This is a genomic window from Pseudoclavibacter helvolus, from assembly GCF_049707175.1.
GTDB classification, from domain to species: Bacteria; Actinomycetota; Actinomycetes; order Actinomycetales; family Microbacteriaceae; genus Pseudoclavibacter; species Pseudoclavibacter helvolus_A.
This window is the reverse complement of record NZ_JBNAFM010000010.1, coordinates 14,317-28,017: the sequence shown is the minus strand read 5'-3', so window position 1 is coordinate 28,017 and position 13,701 is coordinate 14,317. Positions and strand designations below refer to the sequence as shown.

13 protein-coding genes and 1 tRNA gene are annotated in these 13,701 nt (G+C 67.4%); 7 read left to right on the top strand and 7 right to left on the bottom strand.

The genetic code is table 11. The features are described 5' to 3' along the window. Positions 1 to 38: 38 nt before the first annotated feature. Both ACPYN9_RS09600 and ACPYN9_RS09595 read right to left on the bottom strand, forming a co-directional pair. On the bottom strand, positions 39 to 494 hold the full coding sequence (locus tag ACPYN9_RS09600) for an ASCH domain-containing protein (protein ID WP_424466219.1): 456 nt from the start codon (positions 492 to 494) through the stop codon (positions 39 to 41). Between the two features lie 76 nt (positions 495 to 570). Next, positions 571 to 1,839: an isochorismate synthase gene (locus ACPYN9_RS09595; RefSeq protein WP_424466043.1), complete on the bottom strand. Its 1,269-nt coding sequence runs from the start codon at positions 1,837 to 1,839 to the stop codon at positions 571 to 573. Between the two features lie 75 nt (positions 1,840 to 1,914). On the opposite strand from ACPYN9_RS09595, the gene ACPYN9_RS09590 reads away from it, so the two are divergent. The 3 genes from ACPYN9_RS09590 to ACPYN9_RS09580 all read left to right on the top strand — a co-directional run bounded on the left by ACPYN9_RS09590 (position 1,915) and on the right by ACPYN9_RS09580 (position 5,293). Then, on the top strand, positions 1,915 to 2,643 hold the full coding sequence (locus ACPYN9_RS09590) for a class I SAM-dependent methyltransferase (protein ID WP_424466041.1): 729 nt from the start codon (positions 1,915 to 1,917) through the stop codon (positions 2,641 to 2,643). A 103-nt stretch (positions 2,644 to 2,746) separates the two neighbouring features. Then, positions 2,747 to 3,844, top strand: coding sequence for a polyprenyl synthetase family protein (locus ACPYN9_RS09585; RefSeq protein ID WP_424466039.1), 1,098 nt, complete (start codon positions 2,747 to 2,749; stop codon positions 3,842 to 3,844). Positions 3,845 to 3,928: 84 nt separating this feature from the next. After that, positions 3,929 to 5,293 carry an FAD-dependent oxidoreductase gene (locus ACPYN9_RS09580; RefSeq protein WP_424466037.1) on the top strand — a complete coding sequence of 455 codons (1,365 nt, stop codon included), beginning with the start codon at positions 3,929 to 3,931 and terminating at the stop codon, positions 5,291 to 5,293. A 394-nt stretch (positions 5,294 to 5,687) separates the two neighbouring features. On the opposite strand, the gene cls is transcribed toward ACPYN9_RS09580, so the two are convergent. Then, positions 5,688 to 7,202 (bottom strand): cardiolipin synthase, encoded by a 1,515-nt coding sequence (gene cls / locus ACPYN9_RS09575; protein ID WP_424466217.1) that lies wholly within the window; start codon positions 7,200 to 7,202, stop codon positions 5,688 to 5,690. 56 nt (positions 7,203 to 7,258) lie between these two features. After that, positions 7,259 to 7,747, bottom strand: coding sequence for a YajQ family cyclic di-GMP-binding protein (locus tag ACPYN9_RS09570; protein WP_424466035.1), 489 nt, complete (start codon positions 7,745 to 7,747; stop codon positions 7,259 to 7,261). Between the two features lie 124 nt (positions 7,748 to 7,871). Here ACPYN9_RS09570 and ACPYN9_RS09565 point away from each other — a divergent pair. Further along, positions 7,872 to 7,956: transfer RNA gene (locus tag ACPYN9_RS09565), tRNA-Tyr, on the top strand. A 55-nt stretch (positions 7,957 to 8,011) separates the two neighbouring features. Here ACPYN9_RS09565 and ACPYN9_RS09560 read toward each other — a convergent pair. Further along, positions 8,012 to 9,004, bottom strand: a complete 993-nt coding sequence (locus tag ACPYN9_RS09560) for a Gfo/Idh/MocA family protein (protein ID WP_424466033.1) — start codon at positions 9,002 to 9,004, stop codon at positions 8,012 to 8,014. Between the two features lie 108 nt (positions 9,005 to 9,112). On the opposite strand from ACPYN9_RS09560, the gene ACPYN9_RS09555 reads away from it, so the two are divergent. Beyond that, the gene (locus ACPYN9_RS09555; protein WP_424466031.1) at positions 9,113 to 10,396 is read left to right on the top strand and encodes an acyltransferase family protein; all 1,284 of its coding nucleotides are present in this window, start codon (positions 9,113 to 9,115) and stop codon (positions 10,394 to 10,396) included. A gap of 85 nt (positions 10,397 to 10,481) precedes the next feature. Further along, positions 10,482 to 10,712 carry a hypothetical protein gene (locus ACPYN9_RS09550; protein ID WP_424466029.1) on the top strand — a complete coding sequence of 77 codons (231 nt, stop codon included), beginning with the start codon at positions 10,482 to 10,484 and terminating at the stop codon, positions 10,710 to 10,712. 3 nt (positions 10,713 to 10,715) lie between these two features. Here the strand turns inward: ACPYN9_RS09550 and ACPYN9_RS09545 are convergent, their stop codons facing one another. Together ACPYN9_RS09545 and ACPYN9_RS09540 are read right to left on the bottom strand one after the other, a co-directional pair. After that, on the bottom strand, positions 10,716 to 11,891 hold the full coding sequence (locus tag ACPYN9_RS09545; RefSeq protein WP_424466027.1) for an SLC13 family permease: 1,176 nt from the start codon (positions 11,889 to 11,891) through the stop codon (positions 10,716 to 10,718). A gap of 46 nt (positions 11,892 to 11,937) precedes the next feature. Then, complete coding sequence (locus tag ACPYN9_RS09540) at positions 11,938 to 12,507, bottom strand: TetR/AcrR family transcriptional regulator (protein WP_424466025.1); 570 nt, start codon at positions 12,505 to 12,507, stop codon at positions 11,938 to 11,940. 98 nt (positions 12,508 to 12,605) lie between these two features. On the opposite strand from ACPYN9_RS09540, the gene ACPYN9_RS09535 reads away from it, so the two are divergent. Continuing rightward, the gene (locus tag ACPYN9_RS09535; protein ID WP_424466023.1) at positions 12,606 to 13,685 is read left to right on the top strand and encodes a hydroxyneurosporene dehydrogenase; all 1,080 of its coding nucleotides are present in this window, start codon (positions 12,606 to 12,608) and stop codon (positions 13,683 to 13,685) included. The last annotated feature ends 16 nt before the right edge of the window (positions 13,686 to 13,701 follow it).

Genomic DNA, 13,701 nt, shown 5'->3' with positions numbered 1-13,701 from the left:
GCGAAGCGAGCGCGGTTGCGCGGCGTGGGTCGCGCCGCTCAGTCGGCGAGCTCGGGTGGCCAGACCACGCTGAAGCGCTCGAAGACCACCTCGTGCGCAGAGGTGAACTCGCGGCCGACCGCGGCCCGTGTGCGCTCCCAGTAGCGTCGGTGCTCGCGGCGCCAGCTCTCGAGGCTGCGGTCGTCTTCGCCCTCGTCGTAGGCGAAGGCCGCGTCGACGCTGTCGAAGATGCCGATCCGCAGCTCAGTGCTGCGGATGATGACGGCCGGTGAGCCGCTGCCGTTGCAGGCGATCCAGTGAGATCCGATGCGCGGCAGTGGCTCGTCCTCCTCGGCGAACTCTTCGACGAGGCTCGCCGTGGCGCGTTTTGGTCCGTGTGTCACGAGCGCCAGTAGCTCGTTGGCGAGCTCTACGCTGTCGCCGAAGAACTCGACGGTGTAGTCGGACGCGGACGCGGCGGCCCCCGGGTGGGCTGCTCGGTAGTCCTCCCACATCGCGGCGGCGGCCGCTCGGTTGACTTCGGGGAGCTCCGTGCGTCCGAGCGCTTTGTTGCTGTTGGCGTGAGTTGCGTCAGTCACCGCGGAGGGCCTCGATGATCGGGCGGAACTTCAGCTGCGTCTCGCGGTACTCGTCGGATGCGTCGGAGGAGGCCACGATGCCGCCGCCCGCGTATGCCGTGATCGCCCCGCGGGCGTCGATCTCAGCTCCTCGAAGCGCGACGGCCCACTCGCCGTCTCCGCCCGCGCCGACCCAGCCGACGGGGCCCGCGTAGCGTCGGCGGTCGAACGGTTCGAGGGCGAGGATCGCGTCGAGGGCGGCAGTGGTCGGGGTGCCGCCGACGGCGGCCGTCGGGTGCAGCGCGTCCACCAGGTCGAGCACGGTCACGCCTGCGGGCAGGGTGCCGCGAATGTCGCTCGCCAGGTGCCAGAGGTTCGGCAGCTTCAGCGTGAACGGGATGCGGCTGCTCGTGAGGCCGGTACCGGGGTCGTCGTGCGTGTCGAGCGTCTCGAGCGAGGCGAGCGCGCTCTCGACCGCGTAGCGATGTTCCGCGAGGTTCTTCTCGCTGTGGCGCAGCCGTGCCTCGGCACGCGCATCCGCCTCATCGTCGCCGCCGCGCGGGGCCGTGCCCGCGAGTACGCGGGCGGAGACCTGGCCCTCCAGCACGCGCACAAGCGTCTCCGGGCTTGTGCCGGTCAGGCCGTCCACCGCGTAGGTCCAGCATTCGGGGTACGCGTCCGCGAGCCGCGCGAGCAGCCGGCGCCGGTCAGCACCCTCCGGCAGTGCGCCGATCTGCTCACGGGCGAGCACGACCTTCGAAAGGTGGCCCGTGTGGATGAGGTCGAGCGCGCGGTCGATGGCGCGGCGGTGCTCGTCGGCCGACATGACGCCGTCCTCGAGGGTTGCGGTCGCGTCGACCCGGCCGAGTGCCCGGTCGTCGGGCAACCGTGGACTCGGCTCGGAGCCGTCGGCGGTGATCGCCGTCACGAACGAGACCGCACCGCGGCGGCCCACGATCAGCTCTGGAACCTCGAGGACGCTGCGCGCCCCAGACTCCGCGGCGAACGCGAACGCTCCGAACGCGACCAGGCCAGAGCCCGTCGCGTCGACCGCCTCGTCGATCTCGGCAGCTGCGACGACTTCACGCCACGCGGCCGCGGAGTCGGGGATGCGCGTCTCGCCCGCGAATTCACCCCGCCAGGCGCTGCCCGTCGCGACGATACCGTCGCCCTGCCGAAGCCACACGAGCGGTGCGGTCGACGACGCGAAACGGAGGAGATCGCCGGGATCCGGCACTGCAATCGTCCGCACGCGCAAGCGGGGGGTGTTGACGGCTGGCACGACGGCAAGACTATCCCCAGCCAACCGCCTGGATGCGGCCAGGGCGAGCCGTGCGCCGCAACGTAGGATGATGTGGTGACCAAAGCCGACCTGAACAAGCGACCCGAGCAAGTGTCGTCGATGTTCGACCGTGTTTCCAAGAAATACGACGAGACGAACGACATCCTGAGCATGGGCAACGCACCGCGCTGGCGTGTGCAGACGCGCCACGCCATCGCACCGCAGCCGGGCGAGAAAATCCTCGACGTCGCCGCCGGCACCGGCACGGTCAGCAAGGTCCTCGCCGACGCGGGCGCAAAGGTCACGGCCCTCGACTTCTCTGCGGGCATGATCGACGAAGGCAAGCGCATCCACGGTGCGAACCCGAACATCGAGTTCGTGCAGGGTGATGCCACCAAGCTCCCCTTCGACGACAACACCTTCGACGCGTCGACCGTCAGCTTCGGCCTGCGCAACGTGCAGCAGCCGAAGCTCGCGCTGCAGGAGATGCTGCGCGTCACGAAGCCGGGCGGCCGCCTCGTCATCGCGGAGTTCTCAACGCCGCCGCAGGCGCTCATCCGCACCGGCTACCGCGCCTACATGCAGCTCGCCATGCCGACCATCGTGAAGCTCGTGAGCAGCGACCCCGAGGCGTACACGTACCTGAACGAGTCGATCATCGCGTGGCCCGCGCAGCGCGAACTCGCCTCCTGGCTGCGCGAGGCGGGCTTCGAGCGCGTCAAGTACCGCAACCTCTCCGCCGGCGTCGTCGCACTGCACAAGGCGTTCGTGCCGCTTGCGGAGGATTCCGGCTCCGCCAGCTGAGGCGAGACGCCCCAGCAGGCACCGGCCGAACGCCGGCTTGTACCCCCAACCCAGTTCGTGCGGAGGCCAACCTCCAGACGGAACACCTGAACCACCAGGAGACATGAGCGTGGAGCTCCCCAAGACCGAACAGCGCCGCAAGGCGCGCAGCACCGTGGTGCCTGGCGGAACCGACGACCTCTTCGACGGTCCAAACTCCGACGTGCTGCGCGAACGCCTCGATGCCGGACTGACCGCGGTCGAAGCGCGTCTCCGTGCCGAGGTGCAGTACGCCGACGAGATCGCCGACGTCACCGCCAGCTACCTCCTCAACGCCGGGGGCAAGCGCCTGCGCCCGATGCTCGCCGTGCTCGCCTCGCAGTTCGGTGAGACGCCGGGCTCCGACGACGTCATCACCGCGGCCGCGGCCGTCGAGCTCACCCACCTCGCGTCGCTGTACCACGACGACGTCATGGACGAGGCGGAGCTGCGCCGAGGCGTGACCGCCGCGCACCTCCAGTGGGGCAACTCCATCGCCATCCTCGCCGGTGACCTGCTCTTCGCGCGCTCCAGCCTGCTCTTCTCCGAGCTGGGTCTGCGCGCCGTGCGCCTGCAGGCGACGATCTTCGAGCGACTCGTGCTCGGCCAGATGCGGGAAACCACGGGCCCTGCGGCCGGCGCGGACCGCATCGACCACTATGTCGGTGTGCTCGCCGACAAGACGGGATCGCTCATCTCGGCGGCCGCCCAGTTCGGCGCCATCGTGTCGAACGCGCCGGAAGCGGTCGTCTCGGCGCTCGCCGAATACGGCGAGCGCGTCGGCGTCGCGTTCCAGTTGGCGGACGATGTTATCGACCTGCAGCAGAACCCAGACACGACGGGCAAGCTCGCCGGCACCGACCTGCGTGCCGGCGTTGAGACGCTTCCCGTGCTGCTCCTCGAACGCCAGGCGGCGACCGATGACGCGAGCCGAGACCTGCTGGAGCGCATCCGCACCCGAGTCTCCGGCGTCAACGAGCAGCCCGAGGAGACTCGTGCGAGCGAGGAGGAGATCTCGGGCATCATCCGTGAACTCCGCGAGCACCGGGTAACGCAGCTCACGATCGACGAGGCCCAGAACTGGGTGACGCTCGCCGTCGAAGCGCTACGCCCACTCATAGCCGGCCCCGCGAAGAACGCGCTCGAGCGCTTCGCCGCGGACGTCGTCAACCGCGACCGCTGACCAACGCGCTCGCCGAACGCCCCTCGAGTCCGTCCGGAGGACGACACCAGCGGTCCTCCACCCCGAACCCGTCCTGGAGGACATGTGACCACGCTCCGCCTCGCCATCGTCGGTGCCGGACCGGCCGGAATCTACGCCGCCGACATCCTGCAGAAGATGGAGCGCCAGTTCGATCTCTCGATCGACCTGTTCGACAAGCTCCCGGCCCCGTACGGGCTGGTGCGCTACGGCGTCGCCCCCGATCACCCCCGCATCAAGGGCATCATCAACGCCCTCCGCGAGGTCCTCGAATCGGGGGTCATGCGCGTCTTCGGCGGCGTCGAGTTCGGCAAGGACATCACCCTCGACGACCTCAAGCAGCACTACCACGCGGTGATCTTCTCGACGGGCGCCATCCGCGACGCCGGGCTCGACATCCCGGGCATCGACGCGAAGGGCAGCTTCGGCGCGGCCGACTTCGTCAACTGGTACGACGGGCACCCGGATGTGCCGCGCACCTGGCCGCTCGAGGCGCGCGAGGTGGCCGTCATCGGCAACGGCAACGTGGCGCTCGACGTCGCGCGCATGCTCGCGAAGCACCCGAAGGATCTCCTCACGACGGAGGTGCCGCAGAACGTCGTCGACGGCCTCGAGGCGAGCCCCGTGACCGACGTGCACGTCTTCGGGCGCCGAGGACCGGCACAGGTGAAGTTCACGCCGCTCGAGCTGCGCGAGCTTGGCGAGGTGCCCGACGTTGACGTGATCGTCTACGAGGACGACTTCGACCGCGACCCCGCCGCGGCGGAACTCGCGAAGACCAACAAGCAGCTCATGGTGATCGGACGCATCATGGGCAAGTGGCGCGGCGAGCGCGAGCTGACCGCCTCGCGTCGACTGCACCTCCACTTCTACTCGAAGCCGGATGCAGTGCTCACCGAAGAGGGCCCGGACGGCGAGCGTGTGCGTGCCATCCGGATCGAGCGCACCGAGCCGGATGCCGAGGGCGGGGTGCGTGGAACCGGCGAGTTCGTCGAGCACCAGGTGCAGGCGGTCTACCGGGCCATCGGCTACTTCGGTTCGCCGCTCCCGGGCGTGCCGTTCGACGAGCACCATGGCGTCATCCCGAACCACGAAGGTCAGGTGTGGGACGACGACAACCAGCAGGTCAACGGCATGTACGCGACGGGCTGGATCAAGCGCGGCCCGATCGGGCTCATCGGACACACGAAGTCCGACGCACTGGAGACCGTCACCCACCTCGTCGCCGATCAGGGCAACTGGTGGACCCCGGCCGACCCGAGCGAGGCATCCGTCGTCGCGCTGCTCGAATCGCGCGGCGTGAAGTTCACGGACCTTGAGGGCTGGCGTCGTCTCGACGCCCACGAGCTCGCGCTCGGCGCGGCGAATGGCCGTGAGCGAATCAAGGTTGTGGACCGCGACGAGATGACGCGCATTTCCCGCGCCGAATAGGGGTTTTGGTCGGCGTTCAAGAAATGGGGAGTTCTCCCCATCGCGGAACCCGCATTCACCTCGTACGCTCTGAGTACGCACAGAGAGCGTCGAAGATTTCGGACCTGAACCGGTCCGAGTCGAGGCTTCAGTCGGCGGCTGAGCCGCGTCGAGATGGTCGTTCTGACCGCGGCGCGATACTGGGGGAGCTCGCCGTCGGCTGAAGATACCTGCGGCCGAGAACGCCGGACAGGTTCAGCAGGCCAGTACCGAGTCGGTGCTGGCCTGCCTGTGCTGCCTGGCCTGTCTGTGCTGCCTGGCCTGTCTGTGCTGCCTGGCCTGTCTGTGCTGCCTGGCCTGTCTGTGCTGCCTGGCCTGGCTCCGCCGTCCGCGCTGCCTGTGAGTGGGGCGCCGGCTACTGGATGACGCTCGTCAGGCGTGCGACGTTGTCGAAGGCGCGGGTCAGGATCGGGCGCTGCCGCCATTCCTCGAGCGTGAGCTCGAAGCTGCGCTGGCGGTACCCGTTCTCGACCTCCCGCATCCGCTGCACAAACTCCTCGCCGTGCACCATGAGCATGAGTTCGGCGTTGAGCGTGAACGAGCGCATGTCCATGTTGCTCGACCCGATGAGCGTGACCGAGTCGTCGAAGGTGATGTGCTTCGAGTGCAGGATGTACGGGCGGCGGTAGAGCCAGATTCTGACGCCGGCGCGGAGGAGCGCTTCGTAGTAGGACCGCTGCGCGTGGAAGACGAAGAACTGGTCGGCGATCTCACCCACGAAGAGCTCGACGCTCACACCCCGCTGTACGGCGGTGGTTATGGCGTACAGCAGTGAGTCGTCCGGCACGAAGTACGGGCTGACGATGACGATGCGCTCGCGTGCCGCGTAGAGCAGCTGGTTGAAGAGGCGGAGGTTGTTCTCGTTTTCGTAGCCGGGGCCGCTCGGCACCAGCTGGCATGGGAACACGTCGTGCAGGTCGCCGGCCTCGACCTCGGCCTCGGCTTCGTCGGGCTCGGGGGTGACCGGGTCGTTCTCGAAGACGTCGGTGAGCAGCTCTTCGGTTTCCGCGTACCAGTCTGAGATGAAGACGGCGTTGACACCCGTCACCATGGGTCCCTCCATGCGGAGCATGAGGTCTTTCCACTTGAGGGCGTCGCCCCCTGGCTTCGGGCCGCGGTGGTAGTCGCGGGAGATGAGGTTCTGCGAGCCCAGGTAGGCGACGCGGCCGTCGACCACGAGCAGCTTGCGGTGGTTGCGCAGGTCGACGCGCTGCATGCCCCCTTCCCAGGGGTAGAGCGACAGCATGCGATGCCAGTCGGCGCCGATCTCGGTGAGACGCTGCTTCATTTTCTTGTAGCCGCGGTAGCGCATGGACCCGATGTGGTCGAAGAGCACGCGCACGACGACTCCGCGCTGCACGGCCCGCTCGAGGGCGTCGAAGAACGGCGCGGTGGCGTCGTCGTGACTCATGGCGTAGAAGAGCACGTTGACGTAGCTCTCGGCCTCGTCGATCTCGCTGGCCATCCGCCTGATGGCGCGGTTGTAGGTGCCGTGGAGCTCGAGCCGGTTGCCGTCGGCGAGCGGGATCGCGGTCAGGTGCTCGCCGAGCTTCGTGACCTGCGGGAACCACGAGGGGCTCGTGATGACCTGGTCTGCGGGGGCGATCTGGTCGGTGGCGTCGCGGATGATGCCGTCAACCTGCGCCTGCATGCGGCGCCTGCGCGTGGGCAGCTGGTTGGTGCCGAAGAGGAAGAAGAGGATGACCCCGAGGTAGGGGATGAGCATGATCGTGATGATCCACGCGAGCGCGGTGGTGGGGCGTCGGTTGCGTGGAATGACGACGAGGGCCGTCAAGACGATGAGCACATAGATCGTCGCGACGGCCGCGAACCAGAATCCGGTGAGCCCGAGTTCTGGATACCAGGGCATGAGCGCGCCGACGGCCGTGCCGGGGTCGACCCCGGCGCGACCGGCAGCGGGCGGCACTAGCGGCGGTTGACGAACTGAAGGTCGACGTCGACGTCGGCGCCCTTCAGCAGAGCCATCGTCGCCTGCAGGTCGTCACGGCTCTTGGAGGAGACGCGGAGCTCGTCGCCCTGGATCTGCGCCTTCACGCTCTTGGGGCCTTCGTCGCGGATGAGCTTCGTGAGCTTCTTCGCGCTCGGCTGGTCGATGCCCTCCTTGAGGGAAGCCTCGATGCGGTACTCCTTGCCGGAGGGGTACGGCTCGCCGACATCGAGCGTCTTCAGCGAGAAGCCGCGCTTGATGAACTTGGTCTGCAGCACATCGAGCACCGCCTTCACGCGCTCTTCGCTGGAGGCCTTGAGGAGGAGCTTCTCGCCAGACCATTCGACCGAGGCGCCGACGCCCTTGAAGTCGTAGCGCGTCTCGAGCTCTTTGCGCGCCTGGTTGACGGCGTTGTCCGCCTCCATCTTGTCGACCTTGTTAACAACGTCAAACGAGGAATCTGCCATGCCGACCATGGTAGCGAGGACGGCCGACAATCTCGCGAGCGCGGTGCGGCGTCGCGTCGTTTCGACAAACGGGGTGGAAGTCGGTAGTCTCTCACCTGCACGTTTGCGCTCCGCGCTGTGCATTGGCGAGTTACCCAAGCGGCCAAAGGGATCTGACTGTAAATCAGACTGCTCTGCATTCGGGGGTTCGAATCCCTCACTCGCCACCATCATGACGCGAGGCATCCACAAGATGCCTCGCGTCATTTTTCATCTGTCCATCTGTCATCTGTCCATCGCGGGCATGACGCCGTCGCGCCAGGCGTCGAGGAGGCGCGCGACCGTGCGTGTCTGCTCCCAGGGCATCTCGGGCGCCTCGAGCGCTGCATCCCTGAGCGCGCGTGAGACCGCATCCGCTTCGGCAGCGAACGGGTGAATCTGCTCGACTTCGATGCGGTGCCGCTGCCCTTCGTGGATGTGGTGGAGCACGGCCGGTGAGGAGTCCCGGTCGCCGTACGCGTTGTCGAGGGTGATCCAGCCACCCTCACCGACGATGTCTGCCCGCTTCGTGAGCTGCGTGTCGATCGAGCACTCGACGTAGGCGGTGAATCCCTCGGCCTCGAGCTGGGCCGAGGAGTAGACGTCGACGCCATGTTCGACCCGCCCGTGAGCGACCTTCACGTGCAGCCCAGAGAGCGCGATGCCAGCTGATGCCGCGGCGGCGACCGCGAAGGCGACGGGGTAGCCGCCCACATCGAAGATCGCCCCTCCTGCCAGTTCCGGGTCGAAGAGGCGCGTGTCGTTGCTGCCGGCGGCGAAGCCGAACTGGGTACGCACCTGGATCGGCGTGGAGATCTGGCCCCACTTGAGCCTGCGGTCGATCGCCCGCGCGAAGGGGCTGAACCGGTGCTTGTACGCCTCCACGACGGGAAGCCCTGCGCGCTCCGCGGCCGCGAGCACACGCTCCGTGTCGGCGGCGCTCGGGGCGAGCGGCTTCTCGCAGAGCACGGCCTTGCCTGCCTCGAGGGCGGCGATGGCAAGCTCCGCGTGGGTGGTGTGCACGGTCGCGACGTAGACGGCGTCAATGTCGTCGCGCGCCAGGATCTCGGCGTACGTGCCGGAGATCTCGGCGCCGTATCGGGAAGCGAAGACGGCCGCGCGCTCCGGGGCGCGGCTTGCGACGGCCCGCAGCTCGCCGTGCTCAGAGACCGGCAGCCACTTCGCGAACGACTCCGCAATCGCGCCCGGCCCGAGGATCGCCCACCTGGTCTTCTGCATGACGCGAAACTACCCGAGGCGTGTGCCGCGCATCCACAGGTCGATCCCGTTCGGGGGTGGTTGCCGGTAGGTTCTGGACTCAGCAGCACGAGGGGAAGGGGCGGCGACGTGGCCGAGACGAGACAGCCAGCGGCGGCAATCGACCTGTCGAAGCGCGACCTGACCCTCGACCTCGCACGCGTCTTCTGTGTGCTGCTCGTGGTGGTCATCCACCTCCTCATGGTCGCGATCGGGGTGGATGCATCCGGTCAGCTGGTTGCGACGCGGCCGCTCGAGGCGCAGTCGTGGTTCGCGCTCGCCACCTGGGCGGGGCAGATCATGCCGCTCTTCTTTGTTGTCGGTGGTTTCGCTTCGATCACCGCGTGGCGCAGCGCCGTACGCCGCGGGTCGATGGCGAGCGACTACGTGCGCTCCCGAGTGCTTCGGCTCGCGCAGCCGGCGCTGCCCCTTTACGCCTTCTACCTGGTGGCTCTCGGCGGGGCGACGCTTGCGGGACTCGACCCGGCGCTGGTCGACATGGCCGCGTCGGGCGCGGCGACGCCGCTCTGGTTCCTCGCCGCGTACACGCTCTGCCAGGCGGTGGTGCCGTGGATGGCGGGCTGGCACGCTCGCGCACCTCGCGCAACGCTGCTGGTGCTGCTCGCCGGGGTGGTCCTCGTCGACGCTGCTCGCTTCGCGACGGGCATCACCGAGGTCGGGCTCCTCAACCTGTTCTTCGTCTGGGTCCTCGTGCAGCAGCTGGGCTTCTGGTACGCCGACGGGTGGTTCGACCGGCGGCACCCGGCCACGCTCGCGGGCATCGCGGTCCTGGCCTACGCATCGCTCGTGCCGCTCACCACGCTCGGGCCGTACTCGCCCGACATGCTGTTCAACCTCAACCCGGCGACGCTTCCGCTCGTGGTGCTCGCGGTCGCGCAGGCGTGCATCCTGCGCCTGCTGAAACCCGCGCTGGCGAGGCTCATGGAGACGACTGCGGCCCGCGCGGTCGTGTTCCTCGTGGGTTCGCGGCTCATGACGATCTACCTCTGGCACCTACCCGTCATCCTGCTGGTCTCGGGCGTGGGCCTGATGATTCCCGGCGCTGCGCCCGAGCCGGGGTCGACCGCTTGGTGGTGGAGCCGCATCCCGTACTTCGTTGTCGTACTCGTGGCCGTGTACGGGCTGTCGTTCGTGGTCGGGCGGTGGGAGGCGCCGCGCGAAGTGGGCAGCACCCCGCCAGCTTGGGTCGTGGCGCTCGCCGTCGTCTGCGCGTTTGTGCCGTCGTTCCTCGTGCTGCAGTTCTTCATGGACCTGACCCTCGCGGCGATCGGCACCGTGCTGCTGAGCGCCGCGATCCTGTTGCTCGGGCGGTGGCCTTCGCGCGCGCCTGTGGATCGGCCCCAGAACACCTGACTGTTCGCCTCCTGTGCGCTCCTGCCGCGACGGTCCCGCCAGAATTGGCGCACAGCACCGCTTTCGACGAGGACCGGAGACGACCGTGACCGCACCGAAGCAAGGCAAAGACCCCGTGAGCAGCTACCGGCCCAGGCTTGTGCCGTGGGCGCTCGGCATCGTAATTGGCATCGGATTCGGCGTACTGATGTCGTTCATGTTCGACCTGGGCGCCGTCTTCGCCGTCGCGTTCATCGTGGTGGGCGTCGCGATTGGCGTCGGCTTCGCGATCGCTCTCCAGGCAGCCTTCGACGATATGGCGCGCAAGAAGCGGTAGCGATCAGACGGTTGCGGCGAGCGCCAGGGTCGCGAGGGGCACGATGATCGCGACCCCGAGCATCCCGAGCACCACGAATCGCAACCACGAGATGGTCACGCCGAGCGCCACGAGCCGCTCGTGCCACAGCAGCGTCGCGAGCGACGCCCACGGCGTGACCAGTGGGCCGAGGTTGACGCCGATGAGCAGCGCCACGAGCCTGGCCGGGGTGTCGGCGACAGGCTCAAGCGCCAGGTAGGCGGGCAGGTTATTGATGCCGTTGGCGCTCGCGGCGCCGATCGCTGCGAGCTGGAGGAGGCTCAGGGGGTCATCGCCGCGACCCGAGACGGAGGCCAGCAGCTCGCTCAGACCGTGCGCGTGTGCTGCCTCGACGAGCACAAACAGCGAACCAGCGATGCCGAGCGCCTGCCAGGGCACGAGCCCGAACCTCAGCGACTCGCGCCGGCGGGCGGCGAACGCCAGCAGCAGCAGGGCCGCCGCGACGCCGGCCGGAACCGCCACCTCGATGCCGGACACGAGCAACGGCAGCAGCAACGCAGTAACGACCGCCGCGAAGATAAGCAGCGGCCGGTCCGGGATGCTCGTGGGCACGGGCATCCGGTACCTGCGGTCGAGCTGACGGCGGAACACGAACGACAGAATGGCGGCGCTCGCAGCGACGCCGACGAGGGCGGGGGCCCAGGTGAGGGCCAGGAACTGCAACGGCCCGCCCTCGAAGGAGCGTGCCGCGAGGAGGCTCGTCAGGTTCGAGACCGGCAGGAACAGGGAGGCGGTGTTCGCGAGCCATACCGTGGCGAGGGCGAACGGGATTGGGGAGACGCCGACGTGCACCGCCAGGAGCACCACGACCGGCGTCACGAGCACCGCCGTTGTGTCGAGCGACAAGAAGGCGGTGCTGACGATGGCGAGCACCAGCACGAAGAGCCACAGCAGCCAGAGCCGACCTCGCCCGAGCTTCGCGAGACGGTCGGCGAGCACCGAGAAGACGCCTGCCTCGCTCGCGAGCTCGGCGACGATCGTGATGGCCACGACGAAGGCGAGCACGGGCAGTACCCGCTCGCCGAGTTCCAGCAGCTCGGGAGCTGGCAGTACGCCGGTGGCCGCGACGACGACCGCCGCGACGACAAGCACGACGGTGGCGACGATGGGGGCGACGCGGGACGCGCGGGACTCGGCCATGGCGGAGCAAGTTTAGGCCCGCGATGTGCCGGAGGTCTTGGTGCGTTCAGCCGGTCGTGATCGAGTGCGACGCGGCGTGTCTGTGCATGGAGGCGAGCGCCGCGTTTCGGAAGGCTCGCTCGTGGCGATCAGGATCGGTCAGGTGAACGAGAGCGAGGCCGATGAGTTCTGACGCGAGGTCTTGCGCAGCTGTGAAGCCGGCACGCTCTAACGTTGCACCTGATTGTGCCAGCAGCTCGGCTGAGACCGCCTGAAGTTCGGTGTCTCGAGTTGCGGCGACGAGCATCTCGAGCACGGTGACAAATGCGGACCGTTGTTCGATGAGCACCTCTGCCCACCTGGTCGCGGCGTCATCGAGGCGCTGTGCTGGTGAACGGGCGCTGTTGAGCGCAGTTTCGAACTGCTCCCCGACGATATCGGCGGCGTGGATGAACGTCATCTGGCGGAGCTCGTCAATGCTCGCGAAGTGGTAGGTCGTCGAGGCGAGCGAGACAGCAGCTTCCGCGGCTACGGCTCGGTGCGTGAGGCTACCGGCGCCTGACTCGGCGACGACGGTGACGGCGGCGGTCAGGATCGCTTGTCTTCGGATTTCGCCTTTGCTCAGCTTCGGTCCCATGAACCCTCCTTGCATTCGGTACAAATGTACCGTAGCTTCAGTTCGGTACAAATGTTCAGGAAGGTGGCAGGGGTTGCCTTCCGAAAGGGGTGGAATCGGTGAGCAGCACACGACTGGCCAGGCTGGCCAACTCTGACAGTGAGTACGCGAAGTTTGGGCTTTCGCGAGACATTGCGGCGTGGGAGGACGGTGCACGCACTGACAATCGGGCCGGCACCTACGAGTGGTGGTACTTCGATGCGCACCTCGCTGATGGATCGGTCCTCGTGATCGTGTTCCAGAACAAGGACTTCACAGTGCCAAGGAAGGGATTGGACCCACTCATCCGTTTCGAACTGACGTTGCCGGATGGGCGCCAGATCAATAGGTTGCAGCGCTTCGACCCCGCGGAATGGAGTGCTGCGACAGACGGAGCCGACGTGCGAATTGGCGCGAAGAACCGCTTCGTGGGAGACCTCCACACCTATCGAATTTCGGTAGATCTCGGTGATGTGAGCGCCGAGGTCGAGATCCATGGTCAAGTGCCCGCCTGGCGACCCGCGACTGGCATCATGCGCTTCGGGGCGAGTCAGGAGCAGGAGTTCGGATGGCTCCCCTCGGTGCCTCAAGGTGAGGTCGTGGCGCGATACACGGTTGACGGGGCTGTCGCGGAGACCACTGGTGTCGGGTATCACGATCACAACTGGGGAAACACGGCGCTCTCCACGCTGGTGCACGACTGGTATTGGGCGCGCGGCGAAGCCGGGCCCTACTCGGTCATTGCTTCGTTCATCACGGCTGCTGAGGACTACGGGTACGACACTATTCCGCTGTTCATGCTTGCAAAGGATGGCGAGGTCATCGCCGATGATGCCGACAAGGTCGAGTTTGTTCGTGAAGCGGTAGCCACTGACGAGCACACGGGCAAGCCTGTGGCTGACATCACGCGCTATATCTACACCGACGGTGACGATAGGTACGTCGTGAGCTTCCGCCGCCGGAAGACGATTGCAGGGGAGCGGCTCATTGACACGCTCAGTGGCCCCAAGAAGATCGCCGCCAAACTCGCCCGATTCGATGGGGCTTACCTACGCTTTGCTGGCGACGTGACTGTCGAGCAGTATCGTCGCTCTGACTTGATCGATCAGGCCACTGATGACGGTGTGTGGGAGCTCATGTACTTCGGGCACGCGCGCTAACGTTCGGTTTGTGCTC

Coding starts and splice junctions, on each gene's coding strand:
- ACPYN9_RS09600 (WP_424466219.1), bottom strand. CDS start 494: ATGTGGGAGGACTACCGAGCAGCCCACCCGGGGGCCGCCGCGTCCGCG.
- ACPYN9_RS09585 (WP_424466039.1), top strand. CDS start 2,747: ATGAGCGTGGAGCTCCCCAAGACCGAACAGCGCCGCAAGGCGCGCAGC.
- cls (WP_424466217.1), bottom strand. CDS start 7,202: ATGCCCTGGTATCCAGAACTCGGGCTCACCGGATTCTGGTTCGCGGCC.
- ACPYN9_RS09570 (WP_424466035.1), bottom strand. CDS start 7,747: ATGGCAGATTCCTCGTTTGACGTTGTTAACAAGGTCGACAAGATGGAG.
- ACPYN9_RS09560 (WP_424466033.1), bottom strand. CDS start 9,004: ATGCAGAAGACCAGGTGGGCGATCCTCGGGCCGGGCGCGATTGCGGAG.
- ACPYN9_RS09545 (WP_424466027.1), bottom strand. CDS start 11,891: ATGGCCGAGTCCCGCGCGTCCCGCGTCGCCCCCATCGTCGCCACCGTC.
- ACPYN9_RS09540 (WP_424466025.1), bottom strand. CDS start 12,507: ATGGGACCGAAGCTGAGCAAAGGCGAAATCCGAAGACAAGCGATCCTG.